Here is a 24,754-nt window from a genome sequence, read left to right as displayed (position 1 = left end):
CAATAATAATATTAGGATCATAAGTTTAGATTTGCTTAAAAAATAAGATTAATATTCTTCGAATATTTTTTGGAGTTCTGCTAAACTTCTCTGCTTCAACAATGCTACTGACAATAGGATTCTGGATTTCTGCGGATTTAAAGCGTATGAAGCAATAAGTCCGAGTTCATCATCATTACATTCTACATTACGACTTACAAGTCCGGTTGCAACGCGCGTGCTTCTAACTACGATGATTCCTTTTTTGCTGGCTCTCGCGCACGCATCTAGAGAAGCCTTATTCATGTTTCCGTTTCCAACTCCGGCAATTACAATTCCTTTGGCTCCATGTTCTATAGAGGCATCAATTAAATCAGGTTTCATATCTGCATCTGCGTAGATGATATCTACACGTGGAAAAGAAGTTGCACCTTTAACGTCAAACTCTGAGTTTTTCCCGAATTTTTGGCTAGGGTAATTAAAGAAATCATTTGTACCGTAAGAAGTAATACCAATAAGTCCACGAAGCGGAGACATAAAAGTCTGAACTGCCGTTGTGCTCACTTTTGTTAGAGATTGCGCAGAATGAATCCAATCGTTCATTACTAAAAGCACTCCACGTCCTTTGGCTTTAGGATCAGCAGCGACTGCAATTGCATTATACAGATTTAAAGGTCCATCTGCACTAATTGCTGTCGACGGACGCATAGATCCTACAAGCACTACAGGTTTATCTGTTTTTACGACCAGATTTAAAAAATAAGCTGTTTCTTCCATAGTATCCGTTCCATGAGTAATCACAAAACCATCAACATCTTTACTGGAAGACAATTCATTAATTTTGTTGGCTACTTTCAGCATAATTTCAAATGACATATCCTGAGATCCAACATTCGAAATCTGATCTCCTTTAATATCTGCTATTTTCATAGCATCTGGAATGGCATTCACCATTGCATCAATAGTAACCTGTCCAGAAGTATATCCTGACTGCACCCCAGTTTGAGCAGAGCCAGCAATCGTTCCGCCTGTTGCTAATATTAAAACTTTAGGTTTAGCCTGTCCAAACATGCTGATGTTTAATGATATCATCACCAACAAAAGCATTTTTTTGCAAAAGTTTATATTCAATTTCATGTTTTGATTCGTTTAAGGTTGAGGTTATTTTTGGCCTGTTAAGGTTGCAGGATCAAGAAGTTTTTTAATTTGATCTTCTGTCAGCAATTTCTTTTCGCGTATAAGTTCTAGAATACCTTTATTGGTTGCCAATGCTTCTTTGGCCAATTCGGTTGTTTTTTCGTAACCCAAAACAGGATTTAAAGCCGTTACAACCCCGACACTTCGATCCATATAATGCGCTAAAATGTCTTTGTTTACTGTAATGCCATCGATACAGTTTTTTCTAAACAATGGCATGGCTTTAAAAAACAATCCTTGCGATTCCATCATGGCAATGGCTTGAACAGGTTCAAAAGCATTTAACTGCAATAAACCAGATTGAGCGGCAATTGTAACTGTCAGATCATTCCCCATAACTTTAAAACACAATTGGTTCATAAGCTCAGGCATAACCGGATTTACTTTTCCAGGCATAATGGAAGATCCTGGCTGAAGTGCCGGCAAATTGATTTCGAAAAGACCTGTACGCGGTCCAGAAGCCAAAATGATTAAATCGCTGCTTATTTTTGCCAAAGCAACCGCCATGCTTTTCAATGTAGAAGAATACATTACAAATCCCTGTTGGCTAGTTGTTGCCGCAATAAGATCTTTGCTCATTACAATTGGTTTTCCAGTAATTTTTGCAAGATGCGTGGCTACTTTTTCTGCATAACCTGGAGAAGCCGTAATTCCTGTTCCAATAGCAGTAGCTCCCATATTTTGTTCGCACAGATAAGCTTCTGACTTTTTTAAAGCGCTAATTTCTGCATCAAGCTGATTCCCAAAAGCGTGAAATTCTTGCCCGACTGTCATTGGCACAGCATCTTGTCCTTCAGTTCGTCCCATTTTTAAGACATCTTTAAATTCGTCGCCTTTTTTATGGAAAGCTTTTGCCAAAAGATCAGCTTCCTGTATCAATTTGTCATTATGAAGCAGTAAAGCTACTTTTATAGCAGTTGGATACACATCATTTGTTGACTGTCCCATATTAAGATCATCATGAGGTTCAATGTATTGATACTCGCCTTTTTTATATCCGCTTAGTTCCAATGCGATATTCGCCAGAACTTCGTTAACATTCATATTGGCAGAAGTACCAGCACCGCCTTGATACAAATCAACTAGAAATTGATCATGATATTTGCCGTCAATTACAGCTTGACACGCTTTTTCAATAGCAGCCAATCTATCTTTTTTAAGTCGCCCTACATCGGCATTGGCGCGCGCAGCGGCTAGTTTTACCATTGCAAAAGCTTTAACATAATCTGGATACGATTGCGTTGAGAGGCCACTTATCTGAAAATTTTCTAACGCGCGGGCTGTCTGCACTCCATAGTAAGCGTTTGCAGGAATTTGTTTTTCTCCTAGAAGATCTTTTTCGGTTCGGGTCTGAGCATTGAGAGAGCCTAGAGACAATCCGAACAATAGCAGGTATTGTACAGTTTTACACATATTTTTCTTTTTTTTTATTGATTAAAAAACAAAAGGCTTTTACTGATTTCTTTTATAAAATGATTGTGAAAAATTATATCTAAAAGAAAACTGTATTTTATTTATTGAAGTACTCCAGCCATCATTGAAATTTTCGCGGTTACCCCACTGAAATTCAACACCTACCATGCAATTTTTTACAGGAGTGTATAAAAGATTTCCTAGAACATATTGTCCCTTTTTAAAAGCAGCGTCTGTCTGTCCGTCTGAATTGTCAATATCAATCATAGAATATCCAACTGCCGTACTGAATTTATCGCTCCAGTTATGATCTAAAAAGGCTACAACACCAACCAACGGAAGCGCAACACCTTTTACAGGAGTCACCGGATTACCAAAATTGTTTTTAATACCGACATCGACAGGAGCATCATTCATGTAGTTCTGAATTCCTTCTCCATAAACGACCTGTCCTCTAAAAACATCATTTTTACTAAAATTAATGTTTGTACTTAGATTAAGTCCCCATCCTACTGCATCTCCAGACAAGTCATACTGGTCATTATTCTGGTCTTTCCATTCAATTTTTCGCACTATACCGGCCAATTCAATATAGCCCCATTTTGTTCCCATATGGTATTCCGCTGAAAGGTCTGGCAAAGGAAATCTTGCCTTTACCCCTTGAAGTTCCACACGGTTTGCATAATCTCCCTGATCGGCACTCGCTCCTGGTCTTTCTAATGCAATTGTCAAACGGGTATCGCCTTGAATAGGCATGTATCGTATTTGGATGTTTCTAAAGAAAACCATTCCGGTTGGCCCCCAATATTCAAGCGAATTTGGAAATACGCCAATATCCATAAAAGGGCTCCAAGTTTGCCCTGCTCCAAATTTTCCTAATTCAGCATAAGCATGACGAAGACGAAAAGTTGTCTGTCCAGCATCGACACCTGTACCAAACAGCTCAAATTCAAAATGTGTTTTTAACTCGCCTATTCCAGTATCAAAATAATTCTTAAATCCTAATCTAGTCTGGCGCACAGAAGCGTAGTAACTGCCATCTGGTCCATATTCATTTTTAAAGGCAGGAAGCTTAGTCGGCCTTACTACATCATACCAATCCGATTGTATCTGATTGAAGTTATAACCGACATCGGTCATAATAAATCCGTAGATTTCCATGCTTTTATTCCCTTCATCTTGAGCCTGAACAAAAGTGGAAATGAGAAAACAAATTATAATGGTCCGATGCCTCACCGTTACCATTTGTAAAAAACTTTTCTTCATAATGATTATAGTTTGTTTGTTGTGGGATACTATTTTTCATCTCCTTTTTACAATTCCGGCATAAAATAAATTACCTTTTATTAAAAAAAATCTGGGGTACTGGGTCTGAGTTCAATAACTAAACAATTCATTTTTTACAGATGTACTTTTTTTGAAAAAGGGCAAAAAAACATTTTCAGCATAAAGACTATCCGATTTTTTGTTAAAAAAGCAACAAAAATCATTTTTTATACTGATTATCAAACAAATATAAACAATGCTAGCGCGCAATTGGGGTTATTAACCGTTACATTTAACCGTTAAAATATCAGATTAATAATACTAACATGTTAAAAATTTTCATAAATTTATGTCTTTATAAATATCTGGTCTTTAACATTTTATACGCCAAGTGACTTTTTTTACATTAATAATTTTCAAATAATTTATTATGGATATAAAAAAAATCCCCTCGGATAAAATATACGATGAGCTAGAAAATGTTTTAAAGTTTTATTCTTTTAAAAACTCAACATTATTAAGTAATTTTCTTCGATATATCGTTACAGAAACTCTAGATCAAAGGCAAAAGTATATCAAAGAATATTCAATAGCTGTAAATGCATTAAGCAGACCTTCTCACTTTAATCCCCATGATGATGCGATGGTTCGCATACATGCCGGAAGATTAAGAAAATTACTTAGTGAATATTATTCTACTGACGGAAAAGACAATTCGGTTATTATTCATGTCCCTAAAGGCGGTTACGTTCCCGAATTTATTCATAACAGTAAGATTAGACGGATTGATTCGTTTAGCAACAATACTAAAACAAATCCTGTAATTTCAGTTTTTCCTTTTAAATCAATGGCTCTCAGACCTGATTTAGATGCCTTCTCGCAAATTCTTTCTGAAGAAATAAGCGCAGAACTTTCCCGTTTTCAGGATATATCGGTAATTGGCCACTTTTCATCAGAAGTTATTTCAAAAATTAATGAAAATATTCTGGAGGCTGCCAATTTAGTCGGAGCAGATTTTATCATTACTGGACATATTCAGATTATTGATAATAAACTGCAGATTAGGATAAATCTAATCAACTCCTCTTCTGGAAAGTTTGTATTGACAAAATTGTTTACACCTGCTACAATAGATGATGGCATTAGAATTCAGAATGAAATTGTAAAGGATATTGTTGCTTCTATGGGCGGTTATTATGGTATTATTTTTAAAGAAATAGTAAAAACTGCACCTTCTAAAATAGAAAACAACTCTAGTATCTTAAAAGCAATCTGCAGTTATAACGAATATCAGTTATCTTATTCTATCGAAAATTATGCTAATGCCCTTTCCAATTTAAATGAGGCCGTAGAATTAGATCCAAACCACGCCATTGCTTGGGCAATGCTCGGCGAAATGCATCTAGCTTCTCTTGCCTTAGGATTAGACAATTGTAAAAAAACAATAGAAAAAAGCAGCCATTGCATTTCAAAAGCCTTAACAATTGATCCTAATTGCCAACAGGCATGGTATGCGCTGACACTTTTAAACTGTTTTAAAAAAGATCAGGATAACTGCCTTGCTGCAGCAGAACAATGCATAAAAATAAATCCCAATTCTTCTGGAATTGCTTCAGGAATTGGCTGTATGCTGATTTTTGTAGAATATTTTGAGAAAGGTTTTAATCTATTAGAAAATGCGATCCGCATGAATCCTTCGCATCCTTGGTGGATCAATATTGGGTATTGCTGCTATTACATTCATAAAAAAGATTATCAGAAGTCTTTATATTGGGCCGATAAAATGGACTTTAGTGAAACCATCTGGGATTCTATGCTTAAAGCCGTCTCTCTTTCGCTATTGAATGAAGATGCAAAAGCGAAAATCCAATTACACAACCTTCTGGAACTACAGCCTCAAACTGCAACAGAAATTAAAGAAATACTTTCTAGTTTTATACTTTCTGATGAAGTTGTTTTTAAAATGCTAAACAGCTTGAAAAGAATTGGATTAAAGGATGAGGTTTGATCCTTCTAGTGAAAACAAAAACGGCAAAAATTGACTTTAAGCCACTTTCTTTGCTGTACGCTTTTTCTTTTCCAATAATTTAAGATGATTTTCAGCACATAAGATTTTTTCGGTCGTGCCGTTTTTTTGTATTTCAATGAGATAATGAAAATCTCTTTCTTTTGAAATCGATTTTATTATAAGCCCCTTTTTAAAATCCATTTTTCTTTCAATTATGGTTCCCTTATAAGATATCCCACTCAATGCAGTGTAGGAAACATCTTGACCTTTTACAAATTTCATTGTTTTAGCGGTTTGTTTCTAATATTTGCTAATACTTCTAAATCTGAAAAACTAATGTTAAGGGGGGAAATCAGTTTTTCTATTTCGGCGAATGTAAAAAGTTTTGACAATCTACAAACCCGTATTTATACCTGTTTTTTGAATCTTAAATATACAATTTTTTTCAATGTAAAAATAACCTTGCAAAAAAAATTGATACAATTTAGAACAGCTTCTTTTATTCCTTTTTTAGGTTGAATTCCTAGCTTTGAAAGAATGAATTTTCGTTTCAAAAACAACTAAAACAAGGAGCAAAATGGTACAGGAAAGAGTAATGGAAAAGCTAGCAATTTTGGCAGATGCGGCAAAATATGATGTTTCTTGCTCATCGGGACAAAGCACACGCAAAAATAAAAACAAAGGATTGGGCGACACTGGGGGCGGAATCTGTCATGCCTTTACTGAAGATGGACGTTGTGTTTCTCTTCTCAAAATCCTACTTACCAATCATTGTATTTTTGACTGTGCCTATTGTGTGAGCCGAAAAAGCAATGATATTAAACGTGCTGCTTTTACTGTCCAAGAAGTAGTCGATTTAACGATTGGTTTTTACCGAAGAAATTACATTGAAGGATTGTTTCTGAGTTCTGGAATTTTTGACAATGCCGATTATACAATGGAACGTCTGGTTCGAATTGTAAAGAAATTACGGTTAGAAGAAAATTTTAATGGCTACATTCATCTCAAAGCGATTCCTGGCGCAAGCGAAGAATTACTAAAAGAGGCTGGATTGTATGCAGATCGTCTGAGTGTAAATGTAGAAATGCCTACAGAACAAAGCCTAAAACTACTCGCGCCCGATAAAAACCATAAGGATGTAATTAAACCAATGGAATATCTCAAAAACGAAATTATTGGGTATCAAGAAGAGAAAAAAGCGAATTACAAAACACCGCTTTTTGCTCCAGCAGGACAAAGCACTCAAATGGTAATTGGCGCAACAAAAGAAAATGATATGGAAATTCTCGGAATGGCCAATTATTTTTACGAACAAATGAAAATGCGCCGAGTTTATTACTCTGGTTACGTGCCCATAAGTTACGACAACAGACTTCCTGCTATTGGAACTCCAGTTCCTATGATTCGTGAAAATCGTTTGTATCAAGCCGATTGGCTAATCCGCTATTACGGATTTAATGTAAACGAAATTGTCGGTTTTGACCAGCCAAACCTTGATTTGGATATTGACCCAAAATTAGGTTGGGCATTACGAAATCTGCATCAGTTTCCAGTTGATATTAATATGGCAGATTTGGAATTAATTCAGCGCATTCCAGGAATCGGATTTTTGAGCGCGAAAAAAATTGTCGCTGCCAGAAAGTTCAAAAAATTACAACCCGAAGATTTAAAGAAATTAGGAATTGCCTACAACCGTTCTAAATACTTTTTGGCCTTTTCCTCACCTTTCTATCTGCAAAAAGATTTGACTCCTATTCAAATAAAAAGTCAAATTTTGAATATTCAGAATAGTAAATACAAAAATAATTTTTCGAACCAGCTTGCTTTATTTTAATTCAAATGACACAACTGCTTTATGATGGAAGTTATGAAGGCTGGCTTACAGCTGTTTTTGAAATCTACGAATACAAACTAAAAGATGTTGTTTTTGCCAAAGAACAGATTTCAAACACATTGCTTTTCTCAGATACTCATTTTGTAATAACTGATAATGTTAAAGCAAACCGAGTTTTAAATGGTTTGGAACAACGTCTCTCCCATCAAGGTTTCAATAACCTATATTTTGCTTTTTTATCTGAAATGGATCAGATTGAAGATATCTTATTCCGATTTGTGGAATATGTTTTTTCAAGTCCAATCAACATTGAAGGAGATTTAAGCCGAAACGAAGTATTGGACGTAAAAAAAGCGGCACATTTAACGGGAAAAGAAAGCCATAGAATGAAAGCTTTTGTTCGTTTTAAACTCACAAAAGACAATTTATATTATGCCATCATAGAACCAGATTGCGATGTTTTAACACTTATCGAACAGCATTTTAAAAACCGCTACGCAGACCAACGCTGGTTGATTTACGATTCAAAACGTAAGTACGGAATTTATTATGACCTTGAAAATGTATCGACTGTCGAAATGCAGTTTGAATCAAATCCTTCTTCCCGTTTTTTGGCAGAAATAAATGATGAAAACGAAGAATTCTTCGAGAATTTATGGCGCAATTATTTTAAGAGTGTCAATATTGAATCAAGAAAAAACACCAAACTTCACATCAAACACATGCCAAAACGATATTGGAAAAACCTGACAGAGAAAATTCCAAATCTTAAAAACAAAAGAACAATATAATTTTATAAAAAAATCTAATTTAATCTGCTGAAATCAATCAGATCTGCGTGAAATATTTTTTGCGAATTGGATTTTTTTCACGCAGATTAAAAAAGATAAAAAGCAGATGTGTGCAGATTAAACATAACTAGTGAGTGAAATTGGAATCTAAAAGTATTACTTGCTTTTCTTAAGCGCATCTATCAATTCAACCATATCAACTACAGCATAAGTTGAGCAATAATCTGATACGGCATAAGGAAGAATTAAGCTATTGTTATGAATAATTGCTCCACAAGAATAAACCACATTCGGCACATAACCTTCTCTCTCATCTTCTAAAGGAGAAAGCAAAGGTTCTGTCAATCGTCCTATTTCTTTTGAAGGATCGTCGAGATCAAACAATGAAGCGCCAATGCAATAACGTCTCATCGTTCCAACTCCATGCGTAATTACAAGCCATCCTTCTTCTGTCCAAAGCGGTGACCCACAGTTTCCAATCTGAGTAAGCTCCCAAGTATAGCGTGGTTCTTGCAGTAAAACAGGAGTATTCCATTGTGTTACTCGATCAGAATACATAATATAATTGTTTACCCCGTCAATTCTGGCAAGCATGGCATATTTTCCCTTTATTTTTCGAGGAAACAATGCGAGATTTTTATTCTGAGCCCCTTCTCCGTGAAGCGGCATAACTCTAAAACTATAAAAATCTTCAGTAGAAATTAACTTAGGAAGAATTGTATGTCCGTTATAAGCTGTATATGTTGCCATAACTCGACTTGAACCGTTATCATCTGTAAAACGAACAAAACGCGCATCTTCTATTCCGCGGCTCTCCGAATCAGAAATCGGAAAAATGACACGCTCCGTAATGTCAGAATCATGTTTGAACTGTAAATCGTAAAAAGAATTGGCCAGCCACAATATTTCTTCGAGCGCTACTTTTCTTTCTTCACGAATTAAAGGATCTTTTAAAGACTCAATCAGTAAATTTTTAAGAACTGCAAATTCAAATTCATCTGGAAGATCCTGCATTATCTGAGCAATGTATTTATCTGCTGTATGCATTTCGTACAGCTTAGTAAGAAATCGCTCTTTATTAAATAAGGTTTTATGTTCTATTTCTGCCTTATCAATATGATTTCCTATTTTCATGATATGCAGATTGTTATCACGGTCTAAAATCGCTCTTCTAAAAACAATTGACGAGATGTGACCTTCACCAGTTGCTCGAAAAGAAATAATAACTCGTTTTTCTCCTACTTCTAATCCCGTCTGATCAAAATCTTCTACAATTGACGGATTAAAAATTGCCGCCGATTCTATAGCGTACTCCATAGTGCAATAAGACCCAATGAGCATTTTACGGTCTAGAGACATTGCCTCATAATCAATTTGCATTTCTTCTATTATAGGTCTTATTCTTTCGCAGTGTCTAAAAAATACTGCCGAAATATTTCTATGTCTTCTAGCAAATTCACGAAGTGTCTGCTCTAAAGTCTGCAAGACCTGTTTCTCATCCAGCATCATTATCCGAAGTACCATTTGCTGCGTTCTTTCCTGCCCATTCATAAAATATCGGGCAACAACTCTTTTGGAATCTGGTAATAACTTTACATTTTTTCGGACAACGGATACTCGCATAATTGGAAATTTTATAACAAAAACATTTAAGGAAATTATTTATTACACAACAAGTTAGTAATTTTTGTTAAAGAAAAAAACTTAATTTTTTATTAAAACTTTGAATCGGCCTAGAATTGAAGGTTTTATTTATCGTCATTTCATCAAAAGTTTTTTCATAATTTCGTCTTTAGACCAGCAACTTAAAATCATGAAGAATAAAGTTAAATTTTTGAGAGAAGAAAAAAATATGACTCAAAATGAACTTGCCGAAAAATCTGGACTTTCTTTACGGACTATTCAGAGAATTGAGGCTGGAAATATTCTTAAAGGTTTTACCTTAAAAACTATTGCTGAGGCGTTAGAAACTCTTCCTGAAAATCTCATTATAAAAAAAGAAAATATACAAATAGAAAGGGCAAAACTTATTAATCTTTCGGTTTTATCAGGACTTATCATTCCGTTTGGCAGCGTCATTTTTCCTTTAATTTTAACGCACAAAACCCAAGATTCTATAAACAAAGAATTAGGAAAACAAATTGTGAGTCTTCAAATTGTTTTAAGCCTTTTACTTTCAATTTTAATGATCGCAAGTCCGTTTGTACAAAATTCGCTTACTTTAAAATTTCCGCTTTTCATTATTCCATTAATTGCAATTTTAAGCTTAAAACTCATTATCGTTATTCTAAACGGAATCAGTTTAAACCAAAAACAAGATCTTGCTATAAAACTGAAAAACAACTTCTTATAATTCAAGTCATAAAAATGACGTAAAACTGTCGTAGTGTTTTTGCACGAAAATCGGAATCGAAATCCGAATCTTGCAGAAAAAACAGACCATGAAATTATTTAAGAAAATTGCATTCGTATTTTTAATTATTATTGTTTTATTCTGCTTGGGAGGATATTTTTATTTTCAAAAGAAATTCACTCCGCCAGAGAACTATCTGAAGGTTTCGGGAACTGCTGAAAATATCCCGATGAAATGGATTTCAAGCAACGAAAACTCCCATTCTGCTTTACTTTTGCCTATAGAAATAAAAGGAATCAATCGAACATTCTATATGCAGTTTGACTCAGGTTCTCCTGTTACCGTTTTCTATAAAAAATCATTGGAATCAATTGCTGAAAAATTTCAAAATCAATTAAAAATTGATAATGAAAACTCCTCGATCTCTAGCGCTTTTAAGATCGGAAAAATGAATATAACTTCAAATGATTTTGAAATTTTAGATTATGGCGAAAAAATTAATTTCAACGATACAAATGCTGAAAATATAATTGGCACACTCGGAACCGATTTATTAGAAAAACGAATTACTGTTTTAGACTTTAAAAACAGTCAGTGTTCTTTTATAGAGAAAATTAAAGAAGATGATTTTGCTAATTTTGAATTCAAAAAACGCAAAATTCTTATTCCTTCGGTTATCGAAAATGAAAATCTAAAACTGCTCTACGATTCTGGAACGAGCGGTTATGAATTGATTACTACAAAAGAAATCTGGCAGCAATACCGTAATAAAAACAGTGCAATAAAAACAGAAAAAGGGAATTCATGGGGAAATACTTTGAGTGTTTATTCCGCTTCCGCGAAAAAGAAAATACAATTTGGAAAAGTCACATTGAATCTTTCTGAAGTTACTCATATAGAAGGCACTTCAGATTTGCAAAAATTCTTGATGAAACGTTCTGGAATGCAAGGAATGGTTGGCAACAAACTTTTCCTGAATCACAAATTGATTCTAGATTGCAGAAACGAAAAATTCAAATTGGAATAAAAGTACAATTCTACAATACTAAACGGTTTTAAGAATTGATTTTGATGATATTTTTGACGTTTTCGATAAAGATTTCCGTGTCTTTGATTTCTTGTTTAATCAAGTGATGATGATCAGATAAATTGTGCTGTTCCATCATATCTTTCTTTAAATATTTAATCATCGATTCCAGACTTCGCGTATCATTTTGATTCTGTCTTTTTAGTTCACGCTGTTTGCTTTCCAAATATTTTAAAGTCTCTTTTAACTTTTGAACGTCTAATTTTCCCAAACTTTTACTTTTAATATTCATAAAAAATAATAGCGTAGGAATGCGATAAGATTCAATATGCTCCAAAAACCAATACCATTTGAATTTATCTCATTCCCAGCCATTATTATTGACAATTACGTTCAAATCGAGCTTTTGGATTTAGGAAAGGCTTCTTTTTTTATTATTTTTCCGAATAAAAAAATAAATCACTGAATTACAATTATTTAATTTTAAATCTAGAAGAAAATATTTTTATTTTTTATAAGATGAATGCAACTACAAAGCATTATAACCATTAAAAAAACACAACTTTCAGAACCTCAAAACATTACCAAAAATCATCTAAAATTGTGAATATCTATTTGAAGATTTAACTATTATTTCTGCTGTAAAATTTATCTTTGGCATCCTTAAAATTTAAAAAGAGATGAGCGCAGTTTGGTACGAATGCAAAGTAAAATATAGAAAAACAGATGAAACTGGAGGACAAAAAGTTTTAACCGAACCTTATTTGGTTGACGCTTTGTCTTATACTGAGGCCGAAAAAAGAATGACTGAAGAAATGGCTGCTTATACTAGCGAAGAATTTAAAATCACAGCTATCAAAGTGGCAAATTATGCTGAAATTCATCCTTTTGAAAATGCAGATAGATGGTTTAAATCTAAAATCACGCTAATCGCTTATGATGAAGAAAGCGGTAAGGAAAGAAAAACTAGCATGTATATGCTGGTTCAGGCAAATGATGTTCGCGAAGCTTATGACAATACACTTCACATAATGAAAAATACAATGGGCGAATATTCTATTCCTGCTATTACAGAAACTCCAATTATGGATGTTTTCCCTTATTTCAGTGGTGAAGAAGGCGAAACAGAAATGTTAGAAAGATTTAATGCCTTGAAAGCTTCTAAACCAGAAAAACCAGAAGCTGAAATTATCGACCACATGGAATTTGAAACTGCTGTGGAAGAATAATCATCCAAAAAAACATCAAAACAAAAGCTTCAGAAACATCTGGAGCTTTTTTTATTTCCCTAAATAATTCAAAATAAATAATATATTAGCTATAGATAACTGACCCTTAAATCAAAACCAAATGACCAAAAGAAACCTGATTTTATTAGGATTTATAGTTTTAAAATTCATTCTTCAATGTGTTTTAATTAGCCCAGAATACGATTTGCAGCGTGACGAATATCTGCATCTCGATCAAGCAAATCATTTGGCCTGGGGCTATTTATCTGTTCCGCCAGTTACTTCTTGGTTTTCTTATATTATTCTCATACTCGGAAATTCGGTTTTCTGGGTAAAGTTCTTTCCTGTCCTATTTGGCGTCTTGACGCTTTTGATTGTCTGGAAAACAATAGAACTTTTAAAAGGTAATCTTTACGCCTTAATTCTTGGTGCTTTATGTGTATTGTTTTCGTGTTTGCTGCGTTTAAATACACTGTATCAGCCAAACTCTTTTGACGTTTTATGCTGGACTGCATTTTATTATGTTTTAATACAATACATTACTTCAGAAAACACAAAATGGCTCTATATAGGAGGCGTAGTTTTCGCCTTTGGCTTCTTGAACAAGTACAATATTGCGTTTTTATTCCTCGGATTAGTTCCTGCCATTTTACTTTCTAAACAGCGAAAAATACTGGCAAAAAAAGAGTTTTATTTTTCTCTGATTTTAGGATTAATATTAATTCTCCCGAATCTTTACTGGCAGTACAGCAATCATTTTCCGATTGTACATCATATGAAAGAACTGGCAGAAACCCAATTGGTAAATGTCGATAGAACCAATTTCCTAAAAGAACAAATTCTCTTTTTTATCGGCGGTTTATTGGTGATTTTAGCTGGACTTTATGCGGTTTTGTTGTATCAGCCTTTCAAAAAGTACCAATTATTTTTTGCATCGTTTGTTTTCACACTTTTGATTTTTATTTACTTCAAAGCAAAAGCATATTACGCAATCGGATTATATCCAATTTACATTGCTTTTGGAGCTGTATTTTTATCTCAAATCTTAAACAATGGATGGAAGCGTTTTCTAAAACCTGTTTTTATCCTAATTCCGTTATTGTTTTTTATTCCGATGTATGATATTGCTTTTCCAAACAAAAGTCCTGAGTATATGGTAGCGCATTCAGAGAAATATAAAAAAATGGGAATGCTGCGTTGGGAAGACGGAAAAGACCATCATTTGCCTCAAGATTTTGCCGATATGCTGGGCTGGAAAGAATTGGCCAGAAAAACAGATTCGCTCTACGCATTATTGCCCAACCAAAAAGAAACAATTGTGCTCTGCGATAATTACGGACAAGCTGGAGCGATTAATTATTATACTAAAAAAGGAATAAAGGCTGTTTCTTTCAACGCTGATTATCTCAATTGGTTTGATCTTAGTATTCAATACAAACATTTGATTCGTGTTAAGGATTTTGAAGAAAACGATAAAGAAATGAAAGAAACAAGTCCGTACTTTGAATCTTCGGTTATTGGCGGTGAGGTCACAAACCAATACGCTAGAGGATACCGCGCTACAATTTTTGTTTTCAAAAATGCTAAAATTGATATCAATAAAAGATTAGAGCAGGAAATCAACGAAGAAAAAAGTAAGATCATAAATGATTAATTTCAAAAACATATCTTATTTAAAAACTGGAAATCTAAAACAGCAAGCGGCATTTCATATATTGACCAAACATCAAGTTTTGGAAAATCTTGCCGAATTTGATCCAATCTTGGTTGGCACGATTCCGATAAATATTGATATTGAAAACAGCGATTTGGACATTGTCTGTTATTGGAAAAACAAATCTGATTTTATTGCTAGAATTAAATACCTATTCGAAAAAGAAAACCGCTTTTCGATTCGAGAAATCGTAATTGACAATCAAGAATCTGTTGTGGCAAACTTCTTTATTGAGGCTTTCGAAATAGAAATTTTTGGCCAAAATATTCCAACAGAACTTCAAAATGGCTACAGACATATGGTCATTGAAGACCAAATTCTAAGTTCTAAAGACGAAAACTTTAGATTAGAGATTATAAAACTGAAAGAAAGTGGCATAAAAACCGAACTTGCATTTGGCTTGCTATTAGGCTTAAACGGAAACGTTTACCAAGAATTATTGGATTATAAAGTCTAAGAAAAGCCATCTCTTTTTAAAATTATAAAAAATAAAGTACTAAAATTATTTGCATAACCGTATTTAGTGTGTATCTTTGCACCCGAAACATCGCGGGATAGAGCAGTAGGCAGCTCGTCGGGCTCATAACCCGAAGGTCACAGGTTCGAGTCCTGTTCCCGCTACTAATTGGGACAAAGAAGAAAATCTCTTCTTTGTCCCTTTTTTATTTAGCCCTATCAGCCTGTTGATACTGTAGATGAGATGCACCACTTCGTTTACTCGAGCGGTTCGAAACCCGTTTTCTGAGATCGTAAAATTCTCAGGAAAAATCGAACCTAATAAATCTCTCGATTCAATCCAGTTGCCGTTTTCATAATATTCGTTAAGCTTCATCAGGTTGTCTACTCCCGCTTTTAAAAGCTCTTCGATATCCTTATTTTCATCGTCGATACCAGATAATTTTAATTCAAGCCTTCTTACCATCTCTCCGTAATCTGACTTCATATCTCGATAGTCTGAAGCATCAATCTGTTTTGTTGCAAGTAGATCTCTTGCATTTGAGATTCTGGCTTCATAATCTTTGATCTGGCTTATAATTTTATTTTTTTCTTCCAACACATCCTTGATCTGTTCTTTATAACAGTCGCCTATGACATTGGCATAGATATTTTTGATTTCAGGAATTGGCACATATTTTTTAAGGTTTTGTATAAATATCTCATTGGCAGTTTCCGAATTAATCCTGTATCTGCAACCTGCACTGCAATGATAATACGGGTAATATTTATGTCGTCCTTTGGATATGCTTCCAGTCAATATTTTCCCGCAGTCGGGACAGATGAAAAAACCTCTCAGCGGAAAAGGCTTGGCTGAAAGAGCTTTTGGAAGATATTTGCGGGATCGCCCGTCAAGCACATCCTGAACTTTGTAAAAAAGTGATTCCGAGATCAATGCTTCATGCTGTCCTCTCACTAAAGTGCGTTCCTCATCCTTATATTTAGGAACTTCTATCTTTCCACAGTAAAGAGGATTGCGGATCGCTCTCCAAAAATGGTTCTTGCCTGCTTTAAGCCCCTTTTCTTTTGCCATGTGAAGCACCTGTTCCGTATTGAAAATTCCTTTGGAAAGTTCTTCAAAAGCCCATTTTAAAATAGAGGCTTCTGGCTGGTCGAATGCAATATATTTTGTACCGTCTTCTTTTACTCGGTTAACATATCCAATGGGAGCAATTCCCATATATCTTCCCTCTTTTCTAGCCCTTCTCATTCCGTGAAAGGTATTCAGGGCTCTACGGTCATTTTCTACCTCGGGAGCAGCCAGATAAAAAGCCAGCATCATTTTGTTCTCGGGTATTGAAAGATCCAAAGGCTGTTCTATAGCCTGAGGCTCAACTCCCAATTTTCTAAGCATACTGATCATCTGGTATGCATCTCCCGCATTTCTGCTGAACCTGTCCCATTTGGTAAACAGGAGAAGATCGGTTTTATTCTTATGCTTCTTTAAATCCGCAAGCAGTTTCTTCCACTGCGGACGGTTGAATGTCTTTGCCGAATGGTCTTCATAAATAACGTGTCTTATTTCAACTGCATTTATTTCGCAGTACTTGCGAAGCATTTCTTCCTGATTTCTCTGTGAGTAGCCCCTGTCTGCCTGCTCATCGGTACTCACTCTCACGTATAGGTCTGCTATTTTTCTCATCTTTTTTCTTTAAATAGTTTGAAACTGCCATGTTTGCCAGTTTTCTTAAAAATTCTAAAATCATTTCCGCCTGTTCCAGCGTTACTTCCACTCCTTCATCTTTCAGCATTTTTCTGGTCTTTTCTGCCGTCATTTTTCCTCTTTCTTCTCTTCCATCTTTCTCCATTTGAAATTCCTCTTCATTAAAAAAAGACCGAGCCACGGTCTTTTTGTTCCACAATCATTCATCGCTATAAAGTTAAAACACTTTTCTCATTTTACCCTGCGCAAAATTTGGGTAGGATAATACAAATATAAAACCTAATCACCTGAGGATCATAAGTAAAATTTACCTATCATCACTCAATACAATGTTATGATTCCAACAAAGATAAAATGCTTTTCTCTCAATGTCATGGACATAATATGTTCATGAAAACGGCATTGAAACCATTGATATGCCCAATATTCATTTATCTTCTTTCTTTTCATTGAGCATTCTGTATATTTCATCCATAACCTCTATTTCTGCACTTGGAATCAGCTGAAGTGCAAGTTCCAGAACAGAGCCTATATAGATCTCCCTGTTATCCAGTTCATCCGAATAAACTACATTCAGGCACATACGGATAAGATTCACTGCCAGGCATGTCATATCTGCATAACCATAAAATCTTATCTCGCGAATTGATTCCCCGTCTTTGTCATTGGCAGGTTTCAGAAGCTTAAAATGATAGGATGCAAAATCTTTAAATTCTTCCAGTGTTTTTATTTTATCAGTTTCCATAATTCTAAATATTAAAACTTTATGCTGGCTATTCTGTTTCTTCTTTATTCTCTAAAAACAGATCCGTAATCTCATTTAAAAATTCAAGTTCATCAACTGGAAATAATTGCAGTGCAATTCCCAGTATAAGCCCAACATCAATGTATTGGTTTTGAATCGTAGGCGGAACTTCTGCGCTGTCCTGATCTAAAGCGATAATGCACAGCTTCATTAGGTTTCTAACAACTGAACCAAGTTCGCAATAGCCATAAACCCTGATCTCTGCATTATACATCCCTCTTTTATCCTCTGCTTTTTTCAGGGTATTAAGCAGTTTTCCGCTTAACACCCTGATGCCTTCCAGTTTTTTTATTTCATCGGTTTCCATGATTTCCGCTTTTATGCTGATAATGTCTCATCCTGATGAATTCCCTCAAGCCTTTCCAGTTCCTTCTGAATAATGGCTTCCGCTTCTTTCATAAAATCACGGCATCTGTCTTCCATCAGCCCATAGTACAGATAATCAAAACTGTTCCTTCTGCTGAATCGAAGCGTGTTTGGGTTCTTTTTCAAAAGCTTGAACATATTTTTTTCGTCCCTGCTGTTTCGGGGAAAGTATTCAGAAGTCAAGCTTGTGAAGTATTCGCAAAGCTCAAATAAGTAGCCAAGAGAAAAATGATTAGGAGTATATCCCAGAAAAACTCTTATAAGGGAAAGGCAGGTCTGTTCCACTATCTGATGAAGGGAACACATTCTGACTTCATATGAAAAATACTGGTCGTTATTATAGATAAAATCCCATATAGATTCAGTTACATTTCTTCTGTCTCCTGCGTATGCTGAAGTGCTTTTCACATATCTTTTTTCTGGATTCTTAGCCCAGATTATAGGCGATCTGTATGCATCTATATGGATTCTCTGCGCATTCTTAAAAATGTTCCAGAAGAAATACTGCTGGTCTCCATATAGTTTTATAATATTTCTCAATCTGTGAAGCAGAATTGTGACGGTTATCTGGCCTCTTGATCTGCTCTTTATCTTATCGGTGATGTCAATGCCTATGTTATCTTCGAACTCTTCGGCTATGACAAGCAGATAAAGATGGACATGCTTTTCTTTCTGAACAGATTTCTGGAAAGGCTCATTAAAAGTATAACTGCTTTTCTTCTCTGCAAAACAGTAAATGCCTATCGGATTGATGTTCTGTGAAATAACTCGATAAATTAAATCGGATGCGGTGTTTTGAATTGCTTTCATAATTTTACTCATTTTAGTTAATACTTGTCTGAAAAATTGTATTTTTGCTAAATACACTGGCAAGTAAGCCATTACCTGTATGGTACGCTATCAAAATGTCCCGTACCGTACATAAGAAAATATGTATCATACATAAATCTGGCTTTTTTATCCTTAATTATTATCTTTGGACTATGAGTACATTAACAAAACCAAACCACATGGGGCGCAAGATCAGCCGTATCCGTGAACTGAAAGACATGAAACAGGAAGCACTCGCACAGGCTATGGGGACAAACCAGCAGGCTGTTTCTATCTTGGAAAACAGCGAAACCATTGATGATGAAAAATTAAAAGAAGTGGCAAAAGCTTTAGAGGTAAGTGTCGAGGCAATTAAAAATTTTTCAGAAGAAGCGGTGTTTAATTATTTCAATAGTTTTTACGATAATAGTCAGGGAACAGTGGGTAACTACCACTGTACTTTTAATCCCTTAGATAAACTGATAGAAGCCCACGAACAGCAGATCAAATTATTTGAACGTTTAGTTCAAGCAGAAAAAGACAAAGTCGAATATTTGGAGAAATTACTAAAAGCCAAATAAGCTTTTATAAAAGATATATTAATTCAAAAAAAGAGACTTTCGAGTCTCTTTTTGGTTTTCTAAAAGTTATCAATGTCATAGCAATTGAATAGCTTAAAATATTAGTTAACATATTTTTCATCTTTCTAGGTCTTTTTAACAAATATGGACAATCAACTTGAGCTAATTACAACCAAGAAAACAAGACTACAAAAAATCAAAGCGACTAATGCTTTAAGCGTTATCACTTCAATTTTTGTTTCTTTTTCCATTTCTCTGAAATGGTTCTGCATTTCAATTCTAACATCTAAATATTGCTGGTCGAGTGATTTTTGCATTTTTAATTTTTTAATATCAAAGTAAAATTATATTATTTAAAATTCATTACGGAAATCCACAAATCCTTTTATTTTTTTTACCTCTCTTACTCTATAATATTATTATTCTTGAACTTGTGCCTTAATTGGCTTCACTCAAAAACAAAAGTCTTATTGTAATATTTTTTGGATTTTTTTATTGTTAAATTCAATATAAATCATTTATATTAGCAACCTTTTAATTGTAAGATATTTTCTAGTTTAAAAAGAATTTATTAACCAACCAATGTTAATGCATATGCAGAAATTTATTAAGTATTCCGCTTGTTTTTTTATTGCACTTTTTCTTTTGTCGTGTAATAGTGATGAATTAGCAAAAAATCAGGAAAATGTAAAAACTGTTAGAACAGATTTAGAATTAGCAAAATTTTCAAATCTTAACATTGCCCAAAATGTTGAAGCGGATTTTGAAAATGTCAATGTAACTAAAAAAGATAATTTTACTATTTCAGAATTTTCAGCAAAAGAAAAAACTGTAAACACTTTTAAATCTGACATTCTGCAAAGCCAATTGAAATACCAAGGTGTTACAATTGAAAATGAAGACAAATCGCAATCGTATTTTTTAGAAGTTTATACGCTTGAAAAAAGTGCTGTTTACCCTCAGACTATCACAAATCTAAAGGGTTTTACAGGGGGATTGAATGTGTATTCCTTTAATGGTGAAAACTTAGGTTCAGTTGTGGTTAGAAATGGTAAAGCTACAAATGTTTCAGGAAAAAATGAATTGGATGTTTTAACAAAAGCAATAAATTTGTTTTATGTTCCGTCGGACATTACAAGCAAAATACCTTTGTGCGATGCAACATATACACAAACTGTATGGCTAACTCAAGACATTTGGCGAGTAGTTAGTCAAGGTCCAAAGATTTTAGAGGTTACCTATGTAGGTGAAAGGGTGACAAAAAGTATTAATATCTTGCCTTATCCTTGCGATGGTCCAGTAGACATAGAAGCTATAAAGCTTCAGCGAATGGCACATTATTATCGATATAGCGATGGGGGACAGTATCTTGGAGAAAGTTCTGCTTTCCAAATTATGGATTATCTTACAGGAAAAGCAAAGTGTCTTAATGATTTATTAAATAAAAACGGTAATTCTTTCGTCCAAAATCTATTTTCAAAGTTTAAAGGGGAATCAAAATTCGATATTGCGATTTCGTCCGTAGATGCTTTACCTAAAACTGTAGATGGCGTTGTAACATATCTTAATGGAAGGACGTTAAAGCCAAATGGTAAATTGATACAAATCGAAATTAGTACTACTGAAGCAAATAAAAGAGCTCCGCTTGAAGTTGCGAGAATTATTTTGCACGAATATATACACGCAGATATTTATAGGAAACTTGGCACAGTGCTTGCAATGAATGTAGAGAATTTAGATTTTAAAACGACATATGAAAAGTATGAAGGGGAACAGCACAGTGTAATGGCTACATTGTACGTTCAGAGCATGAAGGAAGCATTGAAACAATTTCATCAGAGTTTTTTTCCTGGTGACATCAGCGCTTACACTGCATATTGGGGTGAAGCTCCAAATGATGAATTTTATGAGGCTCTTGCGTGGGGAGGATTGAGGGATGAACATGTGAAAGCTTGGAATGATTTGCCAGATGCAAAAAAAGCATCTATAGTGGCTCTTGCTAGCAGAGTAGATCAATTCTCCAAAACAAGCCCTTGCAGTAATTAATAATAAAAAATAAAAGATATGAAAATTGCTATACTTATTATTTTGTCATTATTTCCTTGCTTACTAGGAGCTCAGGAAAAAGTAAAAGACACACTTTTATTTGCTTATGATAGTAATTATATTACCAAATATCCTGAAAATCCAAATTATTATTATATAAAAGATGGTAGTGGTGCTCGTATTGGTGGCTTTTACTTTACTGAAGTTCAAAAGATAGAGAATTACAAGACTAAAAAAAAAGAAATTGGTCTTAAAGAATTTATTAGGTCATCTAAATTCTATGACGAAAATAGAAGATTAAAATTAAGAGATTATGAGCTTACTGATTACCTTGAAAATTACGTTATTTTTTTAGTCAAAACTGAAGATGGCAAAAAAAGGTATATACAAGTTGAAGCAAGTTTTGAAATTGAATAAATAAAATGAAGAATAAATTTTTAGTGTTCTTAACAATTGGCATCGTGCTTTTTGTCTTTTTTTACTTCTCCGATTACTATTTTAACTTAAATATTGGTGACACATATTATGTTATCAATTATTTTTACCCAATACTTATTCTTTTGGTAATTAGAAGTGTTATTTTCTTTTATAAACGAAAGAAAGAAAAAATAGGATAATTATTTTTCGCAAACAAAAACCTCGAAAATACTTTCGAGGTTTTTGTTTTTTTGAACTAATTTAAATTTTATTATTTCTTTGAATAGAACTGTACGTTGAGAAATAACGATTGTTCCACCCTTAATTTTTAGAGTCATTCGCTAGATGCAAAATTAAAGACTAAAACTAAGACTTCTAAGGTTTTCAAATGAGCCAGACAGAAAAAAAGCCAAAAATTATGTACTGGAATTCATTAGTTCTATAGGGTCTTAATGACCGCATAATTTTGATTTATAATGTAAAGATCAATTTCACGCTGCTTTAGTATCAAAACTTTCTAAAACATTTCTAAAACAAAAAAAGTAAAGCAAGTTATTGAACACAGCCAGAGAAGTGCGCATAACATTTTTTCGTTCCTCAAAAATGCCCTTCGGGACTTATAGCACTTCACCTGTCTGATTGTCCAATTTCAGACTGCTTTCTTTTTTTCCTTTTTCTTTTTTAAGCATTTATTCATTGTAACAGCCTACAGCCATCATGCACATATTTTACGCATGATCGGTTCAAATATTTTGCTTAAATTGGGAGCCTGCTTTTAAAAATCTCAAAAGATTGCCACGTTCCTGCAATCAGCAAGATGAACGGTTGTTTAACAACCGCCTATCTTGCCACCCATTGCCTCGGAACTCGGCGGTGGAGAAACTTAAAAACAAAAGAGTTTGATAACAATGAAAATGAAAGATGATGAAAAGAGAAAATTCAAACAGAACACGAATCGTAGGACTGCGATTCACTCCTTTGGAGTATGTCGAACTGGAAAAAAGATTCAGAGCAAGCACCTGCCGAAAATTAAGTGATCATATCCGAAGACACTTATTCAACAAACCAATTGTAGCAACTTACAGAAACCAGTCTTTAGACGAACTGATGGAAGAAACAGCTGTACTTACTTCCGAATTACGGGCAATCGGCAATAATATCAATCAGATTGCCAGAAAGATAAACACGCTCAAAACAGTTCCCGAATTCAAAGGGCATCTTTATCTGTTCGAAATCCAAAGAGAAAGGCTTTTTGATAAAATGGAAGAGGTCTCAGACCATACCCAGAAAATAGCAGAAAAATGGTTGCAGTGATAAAAACAAGCTCGTCCATAAGAGGCATTCTGAATTACAACGAAAAGAAAGTTGATATCGGAAAAGCGGAATGCATAAGTGCTGTGAATTATCCTCTGGAGCTGGAAAAACTGAGTTTCACTTCAAAATTAAACCGCTTTCTAAAACTGGCAGAACTCAATACCAATGCGAAGCGGAATACGGTGCATATCTCGCTCAACTTTGACCCTTCGGAGAATCATTCGAAAGAAAAACTGGCTGAAATTGCAGACACTTATATGGAAAAACTGGGCTTCGGCAGACAGCCTTACCTGGTATACCAGCATTATGATGCGGGACATCCGCACTGCCATATCGTGACAAACAACATCCAGAGAGACGGAAAAAGAATCGATCTACATTTACTGGGAATCAGAAAATCAGAGCCTGCCCGAAAAGAAATTGAGGAAATATTCGGACTTGTAAAAGCCGAAGGAAGAAAACAGAAAGAACAATTTTCGTTAAATCCGATAGATATCGGCAGAGTCCTATACGGAAAAGCAGAGTCCAAAAAGGCGATCAATTCAGTTTTAAATCAGGTGTTGTTTGATTATAAGTATTCGAGCCTGCCTGAACTCAACGCGGTTTTAAATCTCTATAATGTTCATGCTGACAAGGGAAGCGAGGAATCGAGAGTTTTTAAAAATAACGGACTGCTTTACAAGATACTTGACCAGAATTCAAAACCGATAGGCGTGCCGATAAAAGCCAGCGAATTCTACAGCAGACCTACCTTAAAATTTCTGGAAGAAAAATTCAGGGTAAATGAAACAAAGAAGCAATACGGCAAAAGCCACGTTAAAAATGCTTTGAGAGAGGCTTTTTTTGATGAAAGAATGACTTCTGTCGAGAGATTATCCGAAAGACTTAAAGGTGAGGCCATTCATACTATTTTAAGAAAAAGTAGTGAAGGAAAACTTTATGGAATTACTTTTATAGACTTTAAAATGCAGTCTGTTGTCAATGGAAGCAGTCTTGGAAAAGAATTCAGCGCAAAAGGAATTCAGGAAAGCTGTGCAATGAATATTCTTGCACTTGAAAGAAAGTATCAAAACTCAATTTCGACAGATTATGAGAGCTTTCAAGATTTTGAATCAAGAGAGTATGTGAAAGAAAATCTTGCAGATATACTCATTCGCGAGGAAAGGATAAATGATTTTATCCCGAAAGAACTTATACAGAAAAAAAGAAAAAGATTGCGAAGAGGAATTTAAAATTTCTTGAGCATTAATTTTCATTTATTCTATCCTTGATAGGTATGTTTAAATTAACAAATTTAGCTATACATGGAATAATCAAAAATCATTTTTATTTAATGCTAGGAAACTAAGAAAAATGAATAATTTTATAAACCTTAAATTAAAAATCCAACTTATATAAGCTGAACTTGATGGCAAATAATGCTAACTTTAGTATGTAGTTTTCTAT

Annotated in this window: 25 protein-coding genes and 1 tRNA gene; 14 read left to right on the top strand and 12 right to left on the bottom strand. The window is 34.4% G+C overall.

The genetic code is table 11. The features are described 5' to 3' along the window. Positions 1-48: 48 nt before the first annotated feature. From ACNRYB_RS09100 to ACNRYB_RS09090, 3 genes are read right to left on the bottom strand one after another with little or no spacing between them, the layout of a single operon-like run. Complete coding sequence (locus tag ACNRYB_RS09100; RefSeq protein WP_129746326.1) at positions 49-1,116, bottom strand: type II asparaginase; 1,068 nt, start codon at positions 1,114-1,116, stop codon at positions 49-51. Positions 1,117-1,140: 24 nt separating this feature from the next. Further along, entirely contained in the window at positions 1,141-2,589 is a 1,449-nt protein-coding gene (locus ACNRYB_RS09095; protein ID WP_473729849.1) for an aspartate ammonia-lyase, read from the bottom strand. A 39-nt stretch (positions 2,590-2,628) separates the two neighbouring features. Further along, a complete protein-coding gene (locus ACNRYB_RS09090) occupies positions 2,629-3,855 on the bottom strand; it encodes a DcaP family trimeric outer membrane transporter (RefSeq protein WP_473729848.1) in 1,227 nt (408 codons plus the stop codon). A 430-nt stretch (positions 3,856-4,285) separates the two neighbouring features. On the opposite strand from ACNRYB_RS09090, the gene ACNRYB_RS09085 reads away from it, so the two are divergent. Beyond that, on the top strand, positions 4,286-5,863 hold the full coding sequence (locus ACNRYB_RS09085) for a tetratricopeptide repeat protein (RefSeq protein ID WP_473729847.1): 1,578 nt from the start codon (positions 4,286-4,288) through the stop codon (positions 5,861-5,863). Positions 5,864-5,899: 36 nt separating this feature from the next. Here the strand turns inward: ACNRYB_RS09085 and ACNRYB_RS09080 are convergent, their stop codons facing one another. Next, positions 5,900-6,145, bottom strand: coding sequence for a hypothetical protein (locus ACNRYB_RS09080; RefSeq protein ID WP_343705624.1), 246 nt, complete (start codon positions 6,143-6,145; stop codon positions 5,900-5,902). A gap of 295 nt (positions 6,146-6,440) precedes the next feature. On the opposite strand from ACNRYB_RS09080, the gene ACNRYB_RS09075 reads away from it, so the two are divergent. Both ACNRYB_RS09075 and ACNRYB_RS09070 read left to right on the top strand, forming a co-directional pair. Beyond that, on the top strand, positions 6,441-7,697 hold the full coding sequence (locus tag ACNRYB_RS09075) for a putative DNA modification/repair radical SAM protein (RefSeq protein WP_473729846.1): 1,257 nt from the start codon (positions 6,441-6,443) through the stop codon (positions 7,695-7,697). Positions 7,698-7,702: 5 nt separating this feature from the next. Beyond that, positions 7,703-8,488 carry a TIGR03915 family putative DNA repair protein gene (locus ACNRYB_RS09070; RefSeq protein ID WP_473729845.1) on the top strand — a complete coding sequence of 262 codons (786 nt, stop codon included), beginning with the start codon at positions 7,703-7,705 and terminating at the stop codon, positions 8,486-8,488. Between the two features lie 156 nt (positions 8,489-8,644). Here the strand turns inward: ACNRYB_RS09070 and ACNRYB_RS09065 are convergent, their stop codons facing one another. Beyond that, the gene (locus ACNRYB_RS09065; RefSeq protein WP_473729844.1) at positions 8,645-10,111 is read right to left on the bottom strand and encodes a glycoside hydrolase family 130 protein; all 1,467 of its coding nucleotides are present in this window, start codon (positions 10,109-10,111) and stop codon (positions 8,645-8,647) included. Between the two features lie 190 nt (positions 10,112-10,301). On the opposite strand from ACNRYB_RS09065, the gene ACNRYB_RS09060 reads away from it, so the two are divergent. Next, positions 10,302-10,841 carry a helix-turn-helix domain-containing protein gene (locus ACNRYB_RS09060; protein ID WP_473729843.1) on the top strand — a complete coding sequence of 180 codons (540 nt, stop codon included), beginning with the start codon at positions 10,302-10,304 and terminating at the stop codon, positions 10,839-10,841. Positions 10,842-10,929: 88 nt separating this feature from the next. Further along, positions 10,930-11,868, top strand: coding sequence for a hypothetical protein (locus tag ACNRYB_RS09055; protein ID WP_473729842.1), 939 nt, complete (start codon positions 10,930-10,932; stop codon positions 11,866-11,868). A gap of 28 nt (positions 11,869-11,896) precedes the next feature. Here ACNRYB_RS09055 and ACNRYB_RS09050 read toward each other — a convergent pair whose 3' ends face one another. Beyond that, on the bottom strand, positions 11,897-12,139 hold the full coding sequence (locus ACNRYB_RS09050; RefSeq protein WP_242502494.1) for a hypothetical protein: 243 nt from the start codon (positions 12,137-12,139) through the stop codon (positions 11,897-11,899). 409 nt (positions 12,140-12,548) lie between these two features. Between ACNRYB_RS09050 and ACNRYB_RS09045 the strand changes: the two genes are divergently transcribed. The 4 genes from ACNRYB_RS09045 (at position 12,549) to ACNRYB_RS09030 (ending at position 15,432) form a co-directional block, all read left to right on the top strand. Beyond that, entirely contained in the window at positions 12,549-13,097 is a 549-nt protein-coding gene (locus ACNRYB_RS09045) for a DUF4494 domain-containing protein (RefSeq protein WP_473729841.1), read from the top strand. A gap of 121 nt (positions 13,098-13,218) precedes the next feature. Further along, the gene (locus ACNRYB_RS09040; protein ID WP_473729840.1) at positions 13,219-14,751 is read left to right on the top strand and encodes a glycosyltransferase family 39 protein; all 1,533 of its coding nucleotides are present in this window, start codon (positions 13,219-13,221) and stop codon (positions 14,749-14,751) included. Then, positions 14,744-15,268, top strand: a complete 525-nt coding sequence (locus ACNRYB_RS09035; protein ID WP_473729839.1) for a DUF4269 domain-containing protein — start codon at positions 14,744-14,746, stop codon at positions 15,266-15,268. Before ACNRYB_RS09040 ends, ACNRYB_RS09035 begins: the two co-directional genes overlap by 8 nt. A 91-nt stretch (positions 15,269-15,359) precedes the next feature. Next, positions 15,360-15,432: transfer RNA gene (locus tag ACNRYB_RS09030), tRNA-Met, on the top strand. Here ACNRYB_RS09030 and ACNRYB_RS09025 read toward each other — a convergent pair. From ACNRYB_RS09025 to ACNRYB_RS09005, 5 genes are all read right to left on the bottom strand, one after another. Next, positions 15,392-16,948 (bottom strand): recombinase family protein, encoded by a 1,557-nt coding sequence (locus ACNRYB_RS09025; RefSeq protein WP_473730239.1) that lies wholly within the window; start codon positions 16,946-16,948, stop codon positions 15,392-15,394. The genes ACNRYB_RS09030 and ACNRYB_RS09025 overlap by 41 nt on opposite strands. Next, positions 16,905-17,150 carry a hypothetical protein gene (locus ACNRYB_RS09020; RefSeq protein WP_473729838.1) on the bottom strand — a complete coding sequence of 82 codons (246 nt, stop codon included), beginning with the start codon at positions 17,148-17,150 and terminating at the stop codon, positions 16,905-16,907. The genes ACNRYB_RS09025 and ACNRYB_RS09020 overlap by 44 nt, the downstream gene beginning before the upstream one ends. 246 nt (positions 17,151-17,396) lie before the next feature. Beyond that, positions 17,397-17,714, bottom strand: coding sequence for a hypothetical protein (locus ACNRYB_RS09015; RefSeq protein ID WP_473729837.1), 318 nt, complete (start codon positions 17,712-17,714; stop codon positions 17,397-17,399). Between the two features lie 28 nt (positions 17,715-17,742). Beyond that, entirely contained in the window at positions 17,743-18,081 is a 339-nt protein-coding gene (locus ACNRYB_RS09010; RefSeq protein WP_473729836.1) for a hypothetical protein, read from the bottom strand. An 11-nt stretch (positions 18,082-18,092) separates the two neighbouring features. Further along, the gene (locus ACNRYB_RS09005) at positions 18,093-18,950 is read right to left on the bottom strand and encodes a hypothetical protein (protein WP_473729835.1); all 858 of its coding nucleotides are present in this window, start codon (positions 18,948-18,950) and stop codon (positions 18,093-18,095) included. A gap of 173 nt (positions 18,951-19,123) precedes the next feature. On the opposite strand from ACNRYB_RS09005, the gene ACNRYB_RS09000 reads away from it, so the two are divergent. After that, entirely contained in the window at positions 19,124-19,531 is a 408-nt protein-coding gene (locus ACNRYB_RS09000; RefSeq protein WP_473729834.1) for a helix-turn-helix domain-containing protein, read from the top strand. Positions 19,532-19,683: 152 nt separating this feature from the next. On the opposite strand, the gene ACNRYB_RS08995 is transcribed toward ACNRYB_RS09000, so the two are convergent. Then, on the bottom strand, positions 19,684-19,848 hold the full coding sequence (locus ACNRYB_RS08995) for a hypothetical protein (RefSeq protein ID WP_473729833.1): 165 nt from the start codon (positions 19,846-19,848) through the stop codon (positions 19,684-19,686). Positions 19,849-20,125: 277 nt separating this feature from the next. Between ACNRYB_RS08995 and ACNRYB_RS08990 the strand changes: the two genes are divergently transcribed. The 4 genes from ACNRYB_RS08990 (at position 20,126) to ACNRYB_RS08975 (ending at position 24,540) form a co-directional block, all read left to right on the top strand. Next, entirely contained in the window at positions 20,126-21,577 is a 1,452-nt protein-coding gene (locus ACNRYB_RS08990; RefSeq protein ID WP_473729832.1) for a hypothetical protein, read from the top strand. Positions 21,578-21,595: 18 nt separating this feature from the next. Further along, a complete protein-coding gene (locus tag ACNRYB_RS08985) occupies positions 21,596-21,994 on the top strand; it encodes a hypothetical protein (protein ID WP_473729831.1) in 399 nt (132 codons plus the stop codon). 921 nt (positions 21,995-22,915) lie between these two features. Next, entirely contained in the window at positions 22,916-23,308 is a 393-nt protein-coding gene (locus tag ACNRYB_RS08980) for a plasmid mobilization protein (protein WP_109192062.1), read from the top strand. Next, positions 23,296-24,540, top strand: a complete 1,245-nt coding sequence (locus ACNRYB_RS08975) for a relaxase/mobilization nuclease domain-containing protein (protein WP_473729830.1) — start codon at positions 23,296-23,298, stop codon at positions 24,538-24,540. Before ACNRYB_RS08980 ends, ACNRYB_RS08975 begins: the two co-directional genes overlap by 13 nt. Positions 24,541-24,754 lie beyond the last annotated feature (214 nt).

The organism is Flavobacterium sp. CR10 (genome assembly GCF_055814415.1).
Note: the sequence above shows the minus strand (reverse complement) of the source record. Positions and strands in the feature narration are given on the sequence as shown.

What these genes read in the sequence shown, in the direction of transcription:
- ACNRYB_RS09025 (WP_473730239.1), bottom strand. Translation starts at nt 16,948, where the DNA reads ATGAGAAAAATAGCAGACCTATACGTGAGAGTGAGTACCGATGAGCAG.
- ACNRYB_RS08985 (WP_473729831.1), top strand. Translation starts at nt 21,596, where the DNA reads ATGAAAATTGCTATACTTATTATTTTGTCATTATTTCCTTGCTTACTA.
- ACNRYB_RS09070 (WP_473729845.1), top strand. Translation starts at nt 7,703, where the DNA reads ATGACACAACTGCTTTATGATGGAAGTTATGAAGGCTGGCTTACAGCT.
- ACNRYB_RS09010 (WP_473729836.1), bottom strand. Translation starts at nt 18,081, where the DNA reads ATGGAAACCGATGAAATAAAAAAACTGGAAGGCATCAGGGTGTTAAGC.
- ACNRYB_RS09075 (WP_473729846.1), top strand. Translation starts at nt 6,441, where the DNA reads ATGGTACAGGAAAGAGTAATGGAAAAGCTAGCAATTTTGGCAGATGCG.
- ACNRYB_RS08980 (WP_109192062.1), top strand. Translation starts at nt 22,916, where the DNA reads ATGATGAAAAGAGAAAATTCAAACAGAACACGAATCGTAGGACTGCGA.
- ACNRYB_RS08975 (WP_473729830.1), top strand. Translation starts at nt 23,296, where the DNA reads ATGGTTGCAGTGATAAAAACAAGCTCGTCCATAAGAGGCATTCTGAAT.
- ACNRYB_RS09095 (WP_473729849.1), bottom strand. Translation starts at nt 2,589, where the DNA reads ATGTGTAAAACTGTACAATACCTGCTATTGTTCGGATTGTCTCTAGGC.
- ACNRYB_RS09015 (WP_473729837.1), bottom strand. Translation starts at nt 17,714, where the DNA reads ATGGAAACTGATAAAATAAAAACACTGGAAGAATTTAAAGATTTTGCA.
- ACNRYB_RS09040 (WP_473729840.1), top strand. Translation starts at nt 13,219, where the DNA reads ATGACCAAAAGAAACCTGATTTTATTAGGATTTATAGTTTTAAAATTC.
- ACNRYB_RS09000 (WP_473729834.1), top strand. Translation starts at nt 19,124, where the DNA reads ATGAGTACATTAACAAAACCAAACCACATGGGGCGCAAGATCAGCCGT.
- ACNRYB_RS09085 (WP_473729847.1), top strand. Translation starts at nt 4,286, where the DNA reads ATGGATATAAAAAAAATCCCCTCGGATAAAATATACGATGAGCTAGAA.
- ACNRYB_RS09045 (WP_473729841.1), top strand. Translation starts at nt 12,549, where the DNA reads ATGAGCGCAGTTTGGTACGAATGCAAAGTAAAATATAGAAAAACAGAT.
- ACNRYB_RS09060 (WP_473729843.1), top strand. Translation starts at nt 10,302, where the DNA reads ATGAAGAATAAAGTTAAATTTTTGAGAGAAGAAAAAAATATGACTCAA.
- ACNRYB_RS08990 (WP_473729832.1), top strand. Translation starts at nt 20,126, where the DNA reads ATGCAGAAATTTATTAAGTATTCCGCTTGTTTTTTTATTGCACTTTTT.
- ACNRYB_RS09080 (WP_343705624.1), bottom strand. Translation starts at nt 6,145, where the DNA reads ATGAAATTTGTAAAAGGTCAAGATGTTTCCTACACTGCATTGAGTGGG.
- ACNRYB_RS09035 (WP_473729839.1), top strand. Translation starts at nt 14,744, where the DNA reads ATGATTAATTTCAAAAACATATCTTATTTAAAAACTGGAAATCTAAAA.
- ACNRYB_RS09100 (WP_129746326.1), bottom strand. Translation starts at nt 1,116, where the DNA reads ATGAAATTGAATATAAACTTTTGCAAAAAAATGCTTTTGTTGGTGATG.
- ACNRYB_RS09065 (WP_473729844.1), bottom strand. Translation starts at nt 10,111, where the DNA reads ATGCGAGTATCCGTTGTCCGAAAAAATGTAAAGTTATTACCAGATTCC.
- ACNRYB_RS09090 (WP_473729848.1), bottom strand. Translation starts at nt 3,855, where the DNA reads ATGAAGAAAAGTTTTTTACAAATGGTAACGGTGAGGCATCGGACCATT.
- ACNRYB_RS08995 (WP_473729833.1), bottom strand. Translation starts at nt 19,848, where the DNA reads ATGCAAAAATCACTCGACCAGCAATATTTAGATGTTAGAATTGAAATG.
- ACNRYB_RS09005 (WP_473729835.1), bottom strand. Translation starts at nt 18,950, where the DNA reads ATGAAAGCAATTCAAAACACCGCATCCGATTTAATTTATCGAGTTATT.
- ACNRYB_RS09055 (WP_473729842.1), top strand. Translation starts at nt 10,930, where the DNA reads ATGAAATTATTTAAGAAAATTGCATTCGTATTTTTAATTATTATTGTT.